Consider the following 11,922-nt stretch of genomic DNA (forward strand, 5'->3'; position numbering starts at 1 on the left):
ATTTAATAAAAAAATCCTGCAAAATGAATTTACAGGATTCTCTTTAGGTATAGTGTACCCGATTTAGCAAGCGATCAGTTAACCTTCTAAATGACATACATAATCAAGCACTTCATCAGTCTCGATGTGGAAAACACTATTTCCTGGGACATAAAAAGACTGACCTGCACGGAATAACTCACTTTCTGTACTGTCTGCAATTTTTACACGACATTCACCAGAAATGATTTCCATACGTTCTGGCACATGTGTTTCAAAAGTTAATGCCTGTTCAGTAGGTAAAATCACACCTAATGTCTTTTTAGTACCATCTTCAAATTGTACAGTATGGCTGATACATGCCCCACCAAAATATACATTTGACTTTTTAATGACCGTAACATGATCAAACTGCACTGAACTCATGCATACTCTCCAAATAATGCAGCATTTATATTAGGTTATGATGGACGTAGTTTAATTGTGCCTGCGTCACTAATCAATCCATTTTTATCATGCTTTAACAGCAATTTTTATGCCTTTCTACTAAAGTTATGTTCAACTCACAAGCGCTTTTAGATCAAAGCATCCGATCTAAACTACAATAGAAAAAATCTTATAAATTGATAGACGAGCTTTACATCACTCAATTATTCAAAACAACTCCAGAAATAAAACATGATTTCATCAACACAACGCTGATCCTCTTGTTCGATTAGCAAAATTTCTCTATCTTTAAGCAAAAGATTGCGTGCACTGGATGCATATATGCTCACCCATTTAACTTTAATTAATTTTGCACTTGCAGACCATTTAGCTTTAGATATTGAACAAGGTTTCAATGTTTTGACTGGGGAAACTGGTGCAGGAAAATCGTTATTGTTAGATGCACTGTCTGCGTGCTTGGGTGAACGTACCGATACCAACTATGTCCGTTATGGTGCAGATAAAGCAGATGTCACTGCTGTCTTTAGTTATCAAGCTGAAAGTGCGGAAGCAAAATGGCTTACAGAACATGAACTAGATGATGATTCTGGTGAAATTCATTTAAGACGTGTCATATTTGCGACAGGCCGAAGCAAAGCATGGATCAATGGACGCCCAAGTAGTTTGTCGGAGTTAAAAGAAATTGGACGCTTACTGGTACAACTTTATAGCCAGCATAGCCAACAGCAATTACTTGAGCCCCCTTATCCGAAGCACTGGTTAGATCGTTATCATAATTTTGCCGAACCAGCAAATGAAGTACGTGAAGCGTATAGCACATGGCAAAAAAATATTCGTCAGCACCAAGCCGCTTTAGAAGCTCAAGCAACACGTATTCAAAAGATCCAACGTTTAGAATCACAAATTGAAGAACTCGAAGATGTGATTCAAATCGATTATCGTGACACAGAACAAGAGTTTGACCGCCTCAGCCATCATGAACATATTATGCAAGACTGTAGTTACAGTCTAAATGTCTTGGATGAGGCGGAACAAAATATCACTCAAGAAGTTGCTTCAATCATTCGTCGTTTAGAGTCTCATGCAGGGCGCAGTGAACAGTTATCAAATATTTATAATTCGTTACTCAATGCGCAAAGTGAGATTGAAGATGCAACCGCGAGTTTACGTCAATTTATTGATCGCCAAAGTTTTGATCCTGAAAGAATGGAACAGCTCAATACAACCTTAGAAATTTTCCATCGTCTCGCACGCAAACACCGTACCCAGCCTGAATTACTCAAACAAGAATATGAAACTTGGCAACAGGAATTAGAGCAATTACATTTATTAGAAGATCCTGAAACCTTAGCGGAACAGGTAGAAATTTCTTATCAAACTTTTATGCAAAAAGCTGAACACCTAGATCAAATTCGTCGTGCAGCCGCAGTTCCACTAGCGAAGCAATTGACTGAACAAGTGAAGCCGCTTGCTCTACCAGAAGCATATTTTGAATTTAAGTTCGAGCCAATGGAAGCAAATGCCGAAGGTCTCAGCTTTATTCAGCTTCTTTTCACTGCCAATAAAGGCATTCCACCACAACCGCTGGCTCGCGTTGCATCTGGCGGTGAACTCTCTCGTATTGCACTGGTCATGCAAGTGATGAATGCTGAAAAAACCGAATCTGAGGTGTTGGTCTTTGACGAAATTGATGTCGGGATTAGTGGTGGCACTGCTGAAGTGGTGGGGCGTTTACTCGCCGATCTGGCTCAGCATGTACAACTACTCTGTATCACTCACCAAGCTCAAGTTGCTGCACAATCTGACCAACACCTATTGGTCAAAAAACAACAAACAGATCCAGCCAGTAGCACCATCATTGAACTGGATGAAGAACAGCGTATTCTGGAGCTTGCCCGCATGTCTGGCGGCGTCGAGATTAGCGAAACCACCTTGCAACATGCCAAACAACTGCGTCAACTAAAATTTCAATCCGCTTAAAACGCATAACAAAATGTGAGAAAAAGATTGGCGAAATCCGATTAACTCTTGTATGTTGATAAAAACAACCTATTATTTAATCCCCCTACCCCCCTTTTTAAAGTGGGACTTGTTTTGATGGAGAACCGCCTAGGTGACGAAACAATATCTAACTCACCGTTGTCTCATCGCTCCACCAGACATAACAGATGACTTCTTTGCCAATACTGTTATCTATGTGGCACGCCATGATGAAGATGGTGCACAAGGCATTATTATCAATCGCCCTTCTGAGTTACAGATCAAAGAATTATTGAACGATTTAGAGATTGATGCAGATAATGTACAACCTCATGCGGTGTTGCAAGGTGGACCATTACGCCCAGAAGCAGGTTTTGTCCTACACACAGGTCAACCTACTTGGCATTCATCAATCGCAGTAGGTGAAAATGTTTGCATTACCACCAGTAAAGATATTTTGGATGCAATTGCACATAACGAAGGTGTCGGTCGTTACCAAATTGCTCTAGGCTATGCCAGCTGGGGCAAAAATCAGCTTGAAGAAGAAATGGCACGTGGTGACTGGCTGATTTGTGACTCAGACATGGATTTAATCTTTAATCTACCTTATGGCGATCGTTGGGATGCGGCATACAAAAAAATTGGGGTAGACCGTACATGGTTTGCTTCAGAGATTGGTCATGCCTGATTTTAAAACTTCGCAATCCATTATGGCCTTTGATTTTGGCACCCAGAAAATGGGGATGGCAATTGGTCAATCTACTATTGAAAGTGCCACTCCCCTGCCATTATTTGCCATGAAAGATGGTATTCCTGACTGGAATCAGTTGTTAAAACTCGTCAAAGAATGGCAACCCAATCTTTTTTTAGTCGGTTTGCCATTAAATATGGATGATAGTGAATCTGAACTCTCTGCTCGCGCACGAAAATTTGCACGACGTTTGCGTCATCAAACCAATATTGAAACGTGGATGGTGGATGAGCGTTTGACTACACGCGAAGCGAGAGAAGAACTTGAGTCTTATCAAAATAAAGGCCGAGCAAAACGCTTATCGGCTGATAGTTTCGCAGCCGCACTACTCATTCAGAGTTGGTATCGTGATCCTAATGGAATAACACCTTAATTATTTATATTTAAGTGCTTTATCACGGTATGGCACACTGATGTACCGTGATAAAATCAGATCCAGACCATGAAAATAACTGCTTTAGCACGTCTACAACCCAAACCATTTGCATAAAATTTAGAATGCAATTCTTAAAAAATAAATCAACTCAGACTACGTCTGATTATTTCTCAATAATTCTCACCGTTGCAGTTCGCCCTGAAACAAAAGCTAATGGATTTTGAGGCTGTTCATCTAAAATAATTTTTACAGGCACACGTTGCGCTAAACGTACCCAACTAAAAGTAGGGTTTACATTTGCCAATAGATTAGAACTACCAGAACGCTCACGATCTTCGATCCCTGTTGCAATACCTTGAACATGCCCACGAATGAATTGATGATCCCCCATCAACTGTACGGTTGCCGAATCACCGACATGAATACGATTCAATTTGGTTTCTTCAAAATAACCCACCACATACAGTTGATGACGATCAAGCAAGGCCGCAACCGCCTGCCCCACTTTCACATAATTACCGACACGCAAATCAAAGTTCGACAAAGTACCATCCGCAGGTGCAACGACTGCTGAACGACTCATATTGAGCTGAGCTAAATGTAAATTGCTATTCGCCACGTCGATCAAAGCTTGTTGTTGTTGAATGGCGGCCTCAGCCTGTTCAATACTCGCTGCTAGCTGTTCTTTCTCAGCAATCGCCTGATCACGTGTAGCAAAAACCTGATCTTGCTCTTGCTTAGAGATTGCACCATCCATCAAACTCGCATAACGTGCTGCATTCTTCTCAGCCAATTTCATATTAGCTTCAGTCTTGACCAAATTTGCCTTTGAACCGACTAAGTTTGCATGCGCCTGAGCCAAACCAGCATTGGCTTTAGCTAAATCAGATTTAGCCTGTTCAACGTCAAGGGCTTGACGTTCTACATCAATCTTGAAAAGAACTTGTCCTTTCTTTACCGTCTGATTGTCCTGTACCAGCACCTCAGTTACTAATCCATTAACATCCGAAGCCACTTGAACCACATCACCACGCACACGACCATCACGTGTCCACGGTGCGGCATTGTAGTAATTCCATAAATGCACGACTGCATATATCGCAATCAAAACCGAAAGTACTAATACAATTGGACGTATGACTTTTCGTACATCAAATGCATTCATGTTCATCACCTTTACCACATATTTTTAAATCATTAAATTTCGGAGAGAGCTACTTAAAGGCTTGTACCTTGTAAATAAAGACATAACCAATGCATACACAGCAACAATCCCAAGTACAAACACAAGTTGAAAATATTCGGTAGTACAATCCAACCTCTCATAACTAAACGATCGATCAGTGGACTCATCAGCTTAAAGAGCACGTAGGCGATAATGGCTTGCACCAAAAGAATTGGAATATAGATTCCATAAACGTTAATCTCACCCATGCAATACACCTAAATCATATGTTTCTGAATCCATCTTTTGTGTTGAGACATGCCCGATGCTTTCACAAATATTATTCAGAGAAATCAACATTCTTTGAGCGAGCTGCTCATCTTCAATTTGCACTGCAATCCGCTGTAATAGATCAATCTGCTGTACAATTCGAATTGGAAAATGGTTCAGAGAAAGTTGTTTCTCTTGCATTTGAAAATATTCAGTCAGTTGCTGTTGCAGTACATTGACTTCATTTTTCAAACTGACCAATTGGGGGAGTTTTTGGCTGATTTCTTGCAATCGGACTAAGTCAATAATTGAACTACTTTCAATCAAAGCATTCTGAATCGAAATCTTAACTTCAGGATTTTGAACCATTTTGGTATTCAATACTCCAACTCGGTCCAACATACTGCGTAGATGAATTTTGGGTGGTGTATCAAAAAGTATGCTAAAAAAAAGCAGGTTGAATTTTGATAAAATAGAGAAATGCAAATAACTCTAGAAATCAAATGTCCAACCTGCCTCAGTGACAGTATAAAGAAAAATGGCATCAAAGTAGATGGGAAACAAAACTACCAATGCAAAGACTGCAAACGTCAGTTTATTGGTGACCATGCTCTGAGCTATCTAGGATGTAATTCTGGCATTACTCGTAAAATATTACAGTTAATGGTCAGAGGCAGCGGTATACGAGATATCGCTGAAGTTGAGCGCATTAGTATCGGTAAAGTCTTACGGACTTTAACTGAATCGGCCTATCAAATTCAGCCTAAACAAAGTCATTATGAATCTCTCGAAGTAGATGAATTCTGGACTTTTGTTGGAAATAAAAATAATAAACAATGGCTTATTTACGCCTACCATCGAGAAACAGGTGAGATTGTTGCTTATGTTTGGGGTAAGAGAGATTTAGCTACAGTCCAAAGGTTGAAGACAAAGCTTAAACAATTAGGTATTCACTACACCCGAATTGCAAGTGATCATTGGGACAGTTTCATCACTGCTTTTAAAAACTGCAAGCAAAGTATTGGTAAGTTGTTTACTGTAGGAATTGAAGGTAATAATTGCAAAATAAGGCATCGAATAAGGCGTGGTTTTAGAAGAAGTTGCAATTTCTCCAAAAAGCTTGAAAACCATTTTAAAGCCTTCGACTTAACCTTCTTTTACATCAATAATGGCTTCATTTAATGTCAGCATACTTTTTAAAACACCACCAAAGTTTTAACGACAGCTATGGACATGCCGAAGGTGATCAGGCACTGAGCCTGGTAGCAGGTCTGTTTCAGCGCAACAGCAGGAACTATGACTTTTTCGCCCGTTATGGTGGTGAAGAGTTTGTGCTGATCTTGCCAGGCACAGACATCGTGTCGGCCAATAAAACACTGGAAAAATTAAGGCTGGTAGTGGCTAACCATGAATGGCCATTACGACAATTAACGGTCAGCATCGGTTTGGCCAGCGCTGATTTATTTAACGACAAAAAGCAGTTGCTCGAAGCCGCCGATCAGATGTTATACAAAGCTAAAGCCCAAGGCCGCAATCAAACCAGTGTGTTCTGTTAATTTGAGGGGGATCACCTAACAACTGGTAGATAAGCTGGTCTCATATGGGCAATAATTAGTCCGTTTAAATACATCGGTAAAATGCCACTTGCACAGCTTCTTTGTACACTGTGGGACTCTATTTAAAGTTGGCCGGCACATTGATTGCGTAGCGAAAATAGAGTGCTTTAGCCAGCACAATTTCAGATTAGCCGATTCGGTAAGCTTTCTGCATTTGCGGAGACAACTTTTTTAACCAGTTTGAAAGACTGAAGCCTTTTCTGTCGGTACTATTCAATTTAGTAAAATACAGATGTTCATCCCAGCGAGGACCGAAATCTACTTCAGCAAGACTTACAAGCTGTTTGTTTCTGCGAAGACGATGCTTTTGATGGTAATCTTCGGCTGGCCAAAAATAACCATTTTGTTGTCCGGCTTCAATCACCTCGGGAGACTTATCCTTTCCAATCGCTTGGATCAGTTCTTCAGTGACTTGTTTTTGCTCCTGATCAAAGACAAAAAGTATCTGGCGATACTGACCCTGCTTTCTGACATGAACAAACCATGACTCAAAACCTCCAAGAAGTTCTCTATAGCTAATTTGGTCTTTATCGTAGATCACTCTGACGACTTCGGCGTGTCCCTTGATGTTGCGGTAACTCGGATCCAGAGTTGATGCTCCAGCGTAGCCAACACGTGTTTGCACTACTCCCGGCGTCCCTCCAAAATTTGAATCCGGTCCCCAAAAGCAGCCCGTGCCAAAAACCGTTTGACTAAGTTTTCCGGTTTTCAATGCTTCTTCGATAGCTTCAGGGGTCGCAAATTCATAGCTTTCAACATCGTCTTCTTTATTCATTTTTAGATCCGACATATTTTTCACCTAACTTTTTAAGAATTGTAGCCACTCCCATTCGCAGATCAGCAGCAGCCGACGGTCGTCTTCATGAACATCCAAAAAACAAACTGGATCCCTTTTTCTGTCAAGTACGAATGGTAAATCTTGGTTTTATGGCAGTCTTTATGACCGAACAGCTTGATCAACACACAACGGCTTCTTTTTCCAAAAGGTTCACTTTCATAAAACTCCTCAATTTAAAAATTATTCTACAAACTTCAATGACTCAGAGTTAATGCAGAATCGGACCCCTGATGGCTCAGGGCCATCTGGAAAAACGTGCCCCAGATGGGCTTCGCACACATTGCATAACACTTCGATTCTGCGCCCGTACGTCGTATCCAGTTCATATTGAATTACGTTGTCGGCGACAGGCTCAGAAAAACTCGGCCATCCCGTTCCCGAATCGAACTTTAGGTTCGAGTCAAAGAGTTCGGTGTCGCAGCCAACACAGGCGTATCTACCTGCTTCATAAAATGAACAGAGTCCTCCCGTGTGCGGGCGTTCGGTGCCTTTCATTCGCATAACCCGAAATTGCGCGGGCGTCAGAATTTCTTTCCACTCTTCCTCGCTCCTTTCAACTTTTCTGGGAGGTGCTGGAGTGCCGTTATCGAGGTAGCTGTAAATGCTTTTCCAATTGAACATATATTTGATCCTTTATTTTAGGGCTTGCTCTTTAGCCATCAATCCACGAGAAGAAGTCTGTAGCACTGCCAATGAATTCTCCATCCACAAAAACTTGCGGAACAGTTTGAAGATTTGTTCTTTCCTTCAACTCCAAGTAAGTCTTCGGATCGTCGTCTACGCGAATTTGTTTGAAATCAACCTTTTCAGAAGTTAGGTAATTCTTTACGCGTGCGCAAAATGGACAATGGTCTTTCGTATAGATGACAACATTCTTAAGTGTTTTCATAATTTCCTCTTTCATTTGGTTTATGGTTTAGTCTCTTTCAAAATGGCAAGAGTATCCGTTGGGATTCCTTTGCAAATAGTTTTGATGATATGCCTCAGCGTCGTAGAATTCTTTTTCCAAGGCGACGGTCGTAACTACTTCATTCTCGAAGCGACCGATCTCATTGACCTCCTCAATCACGTTTTCGATAATCGCTTTCTGGGCATCGTCACGATAGAACGCAGCAGAGCGATACGAAGATCCAACATCATTCCCTTGGCGATTCTTCGTAGTTGGATCATGGATCTTGAAAAAGTAATGTAGAATCTCTTCGAGAGATATTTCGTCTGGGTCGTATTCCACGCGAACAGCTTCGGCGTGACCCGTTTTCCCTGTTTTAATATCGGCGTAGGTAGGATCATCAAAATCTCCGCCAGAGTAGCCCACCTTTGTTGACGTCACGCCGTCCAGATTCCTAAGGAGGTCTTCAAGACCCCAAAAACACCCTCCGGCAACGATCACATAATTTAGTTTCATAAAGCCTCCTTGGTTTTTATCTATTTACTGATTAAACTGACTTTACAGCATGTATAATAGATATAACATGCCCAGTAGTTCGTATAATGTGACTTATTAGACAGTTTGCGTAGGAGCTAAGTATGGATGTTCTCAGTGAGATTTTAGATAAGGTAGAGCTTACTAGTAGCTACTGGTATAGAACATCATTTGCAGGAGACTGGGGCATCAGTCTCCCGCAGGAAGAGAATCTAGCGAGATTTCACATCGTGACCCATGGCGAGTTTTGGTACGAGGTGCCAAAACTTAAACTTAAGGCTTTGGCGGAGCAAGGCGATATTTTGATTTTATTCAAAGGGATGGAGCACACCATGACCAGTGCACCAAAAATCAAGGCCGAGCCCGCGGTCGAATTTAGATCCAAGGCCAACCTCACTGAAACTCAAGTTCTGGAATATGGTGATCAGAGCAAGCTCAAAGCAAACGTCGTTTGCGGACATTTTTGTTTTGATGGCGGACCCGATCATCCATTCTTAAATTCGCTGCCAAACGTCGTGCATATCAAGAGTACTGAGAACTCCCACTCGCCTTGGCTTACCATGCTTTTAAGTATTATAGAGCAGGAAGCAAAATCAGGGCTTCCTGGAAGCAACACGCTAGTCAGGAAGCTGACCGAAATTATCTTCGTGCAAGCGTTAAGAATTCACATGTACAAATCCAACAAAAATGTAGGATTTTTCAAATTGATCGAAAATCCGCAACTCAGCAAATCCTTGGAAGCTATCCATCATAGTCTCGATAAAAAATGGGGTCTTGACGATCTCGCTGAGATTGCTGGAATGTCGCGTACGAACTACAGCGTTAAGTTTAAGAAACTGTCTGGCATGACACCTCTTGATTATTTAACCTATTGTCGGCTTGAAAAAGCGAAGCAGCTGCTTAAAGAAACCGGTAAATCTGTTCCTGAAGTGAGTGAAGCCATTGGGTATCCGGCACATGAACACTTTCAAAAATTATTTAAGAAAAAAATTGGCGTAACTCCTAGTGCTTATAGAAAGGAAAATTCTAAAATGGCGTAAAAATGATAATCTAAGACACAACTTCGACTTTCATCGCTGAGAGTTTATAAATCGTCTCCCACCACCGGTATCCATAAGCAGATAAACCGAGTTCTTGAAGCATTCCTGCTTTCAATGTCGTCGACGTGATCACGATTCGAGTTCAGATAACTACTCTGTTGATGAATACTCTCAGTTAATTGCTGCTCACCAGATTCCAACACAGCACCAGCGAGCTCGGCACATACGGAAGCAAAACCATAAAGCGCTTGATTATCACGGGTAAAATGCAGTGGCATCGTCTGGCCTTTTACATGAAGGGACCATTCCAAAACTCTATGTTTACCTTTTATTCGGCTACTGACAAATACCGTTTTACTGGTGCCGCTGGCGCCAATGACTAAAAAGCTGGTGATAGCCAGCCCTATCAGCGACCATAACTCAGGTCTCCCACTGAGTAACAGTGGGTTAGGCAAATGACTCCTCAAAACGAGTTCAGTACCAAGCGTCAACGCTGTTTTATAGACTGCTTGTTCTAATAATGGCGTTGCATCAACCAGTGACGCTTCAGCCTCACAGCTATAAGGTTCAGCGACAGCTGTAGCTCTCAACCATTCTGTTTCATGGGCAATTGCCAACAAATTTGACCAAATTCGAACCAGTGCCGCGATATGAATGGAGTTTTCATGAGCTAAGACAGTTTGATTAAGCTGTAGCTCAAGCTCCTGATGCCAATATTGGTACTGGCTAGTCAACAGTACAAATAACTCGGATTGAAGTAACTTATTAGTCGCTACCGGTTTTATCCTATTGGATATCTCATTGAAAAGTTGGATAAATTTTAAGTCTGCTTGTTGCTCACGCTTGAGCTGCTCTTGTTGTTGCTGCAGCAATTGCAAATCATATTCAATAGCCTGCTTAAAGAGTGTGAGTAAGGAACAGTGTTGTGATGCCCGGTCTGCGCTTGCCCGGTCCAACATACACAAAGTACCGAAAGTTTCTCCGCTAGGCCAAAGCAAAGGCAGCCCGTAGTAATAACTAAAGCCTGCGGCAAATGTCGGGTTATTGTTCTCGTATCGGGTACCGATTGCATTTTCAACTAGCAATGGCTGGTGACTGGCAATGACTTGGGAACAATAACTGTTTAGTGCCAATGGAATAGGTTCATCGCAATAAAAAGCTGGTTTCGACACACTGCCAACTGCCTGAACACAAATTTCGTTTTTATCTAATCGATTAATCAGCACGCAAGGCACTTCCGCGACTTGAGCCATCATGTTTACAATGCCCTGCCAGCGCTCTAACAGCAGTGCGATTTCTATGCTCAAATCTATTGCCACTTGTTCCCTCAATATTTAAATAGCCCCTTTTACTTTATTCAATCCTGTTGATCTCAAAGTATCAAGCAGGAAACGAAGTAATTGGTGTCAATCAGAACATCAGAAGCCTTGGTGCGTTAAGCAGTGCACATAGGCGCGAAGTAAAGTGCTCAAGTCTGATTGTGGCAAGAAATTGTTACTTTGTCAGGGGATAGTCAACAAAGTACTACCGTGCGAATTGCTGGGCTGATGTTTAAGATAAATCTGCCACCAAAAGTTGAATCTGAGTAACGCAATTGAACATTTAAAAATGTAAAGCATTGAAATTTATATGGACATAGACAATCTAATTTGCCCTATATTTGCAGACATTCATTTTTTTCGTGAACCCTTAATTTCACAACTCTTTAAATCTGATATCCAAAGTCTGCATCCATACATACCCCCTACGTAAACTGTCTAATAAGTCACATTATACGAACTACTGAACATGTTATACCTGTTTTACACGCTGTAAAGTCAGGTACATCAGTAAATAGATAAAAACCAACGAGGCTTTATGAAACATAAATTATGTGATCGTTGCTGGAGGGTGTTTTTGGAGTCTCGAAGACCTCCTTAGAAATCAGGACGGCGTAACGTCAACGAAGATGTGTAGTGGCACTGAAATGGCGACTGCGCAAGACGTGAAGATGAGCTGTCTGATAGCAACGGATTATCAAGCAGAACCTTCTTAAAT

At 41.4% G+C, this 11,922-nt stretch carries 15 protein-coding genes and 1 pseudogene; 7 read left to right on the plus strand and 9 right to left on the minus strand.

Going from position 1 to position 11,922, the window contains the following annotated elements; translation table 11 throughout:
• Positions 1–78: 78 nt before the first annotated feature.
• Complete coding sequence (locus CDG55_RS13435) at positions 79–405, minus strand: pyrimidine/purine nucleoside phosphorylase (protein ID WP_004659291.1); 327 nt, start codon at positions 403–405, stop codon at positions 79–81.
• Positions 406–747: 342 nt separating this feature from the next.
• On the opposite strand from CDG55_RS13435, the gene recN reads away from it, so the two are divergent.
• From recN to ruvX, 3 genes are all read left to right on the plus strand, one after another.
• Positions 748–2,406: a DNA repair protein RecN gene (gene recN / locus CDG55_RS13440; protein WP_087536889.1), complete on the plus strand. Its 1,659-nt coding sequence runs from the start codon at positions 748–750 to the stop codon at positions 2,404–2,406.
• Between the two features lie 133 nt (positions 2,407–2,539).
• Positions 2,540–3,094: a YqgE/AlgH family protein gene (locus CDG55_RS13445; protein WP_004659294.1), complete on the plus strand. Its 555-nt coding sequence runs from the start codon at positions 2,540–2,542 to the stop codon at positions 3,092–3,094.
• On the plus strand, positions 3,087–3,530 hold the full coding sequence (ruvX, locus tag CDG55_RS13450; protein WP_005162957.1) for a Holliday junction resolvase RuvX: 444 nt from the start codon (positions 3,087–3,089) through the stop codon (positions 3,528–3,530). The genes CDG55_RS13445 and ruvX overlap by 8 nt, the downstream gene beginning before the upstream one ends.
• A 166-nt stretch (positions 3,531–3,696) precedes the next feature.
• Here ruvX and CDG55_RS13455 read toward each other — a convergent pair whose 3' ends face one another.
• The 3 genes and pseudogenes from CDG55_RS13455 to CDG55_RS13465 all read right to left on the minus strand — a co-directional run.
• Positions 3,697–4,698, minus strand: coding sequence for an HlyD family secretion protein (locus tag CDG55_RS13455; protein WP_087536888.1), 1,002 nt, complete (start codon positions 4,696–4,698; stop codon positions 3,697–3,699).
• Positions 4,699–4,751: 53 nt separating this feature from the next.
• The gene (locus CDG55_RS13460) at positions 4,752–4,967 is read right to left on the minus strand and encodes a DUF1656 domain-containing protein (protein WP_004659299.1); all 216 of its coding nucleotides are present in this window, start codon (positions 4,965–4,967) and stop codon (positions 4,752–4,754) included.
• Positions 4,960–5,388, minus strand: a pseudogene (locus CDG55_RS13465) (FUSC family protein); the annotation flags it as partial. The pseudogene CDG55_RS13465 and the gene CDG55_RS13460, both read right to left, overlap by 8 nt.
• Before the next feature lie 60 nt (positions 5,389–5,448).
• Between CDG55_RS13465 and CDG55_RS13475 the strand changes: the two are divergent.
• Positions 5,449–6,150, plus strand: a complete 702-nt coding sequence (locus CDG55_RS13475; protein ID WP_005005861.1) for an IS1 family transposase — start codon at positions 5,449–5,451, stop codon at positions 6,148–6,150.
• The gene (locus CDG55_RS13480; RefSeq protein WP_005006260.1) at positions 6,150–6,524 is read left to right on the plus strand and encodes a GGDEF domain-containing protein; all 375 of its coding nucleotides are present in this window, start codon (positions 6,150–6,152) and stop codon (positions 6,522–6,524) included. The genes CDG55_RS13475 and CDG55_RS13480 overlap by 1 nt, the downstream gene beginning before the upstream one ends.
• 187 nt (positions 6,525–6,711) lie before the next feature.
• Here CDG55_RS13480 and CDG55_RS13485 read toward each other — a convergent pair whose 3' ends face one another.
• The 4 genes from CDG55_RS13485 to msrA form a co-directional block, all read right to left on the minus strand.
• Entirely contained in the window at positions 6,712–7,374 is a 663-nt protein-coding gene (locus CDG55_RS13485; RefSeq protein ID WP_005028456.1) for a peptide-methionine (S)-S-oxide reductase MsrA, read from the minus strand.
• A 228-nt stretch (positions 7,375–7,602) separates the two neighbouring features.
• Entirely contained in the window at positions 7,603–8,043 is a 441-nt protein-coding gene (gene msrB, locus CDG55_RS13495) for a peptide-methionine (R)-S-oxide reductase MsrB (RefSeq protein WP_005006253.1), read from the minus strand.
• A gap of 31 nt (positions 8,044–8,074) precedes the next feature.
• A complete protein-coding gene (locus tag CDG55_RS13500; protein WP_005006251.1) occupies positions 8,075–8,311 on the minus strand; it encodes a glutaredoxin in 237 nt (78 codons plus the stop codon).
• Between the two features lie 27 nt (positions 8,312–8,338).
• Positions 8,339–8,827, minus strand: a complete 489-nt coding sequence (msrA, locus tag CDG55_RS13505) for a peptide-methionine (S)-S-oxide reductase MsrA (protein ID WP_005006250.1) — start codon at positions 8,825–8,827, stop codon at positions 8,339–8,341.
• Positions 8,828–8,949: 122 nt separating this feature from the next.
• Between msrA and CDG55_RS13510 the strand changes: the two genes are divergently transcribed.
• Complete coding sequence (locus CDG55_RS13510; protein WP_005006248.1) at positions 8,950–9,885, plus strand: AraC family transcriptional regulator; 936 nt, start codon at positions 8,950–8,952, stop codon at positions 9,883–9,885.
• A gap of 44 nt (positions 9,886–9,929) precedes the next feature.
• On the opposite strand, the gene CDG55_RS13515 is transcribed toward CDG55_RS13510, so the two are convergent.
• Positions 9,930–11,204 (minus strand): hypothetical protein, encoded by a 1,275-nt coding sequence (locus tag CDG55_RS13515; protein WP_005006246.1) that lies wholly within the window; start codon positions 11,202–11,204, stop codon positions 9,930–9,932.
• Positions 11,205–11,758: 554 nt separating this feature from the next.
• On the opposite strand from CDG55_RS13515, the gene CDG55_RS15560 reads away from it, so the two are divergent.
• Entirely contained in the window at positions 11,759–11,920 is a 162-nt protein-coding gene (locus tag CDG55_RS15560) for a peptide-methionine (S)-S-oxide reductase (protein WP_223213851.1), read from the plus strand.
• Positions 11,921–11,922 lie beyond the last annotated feature (2 nt).

Origin of the sequence: Acinetobacter sp. WCHA45 (assembly GCF_002165255.2) — a bacterium.
Taxonomy (GTDB): Bacteria; Pseudomonadota; Gammaproteobacteria; order Pseudomonadales; family Moraxellaceae; genus Acinetobacter.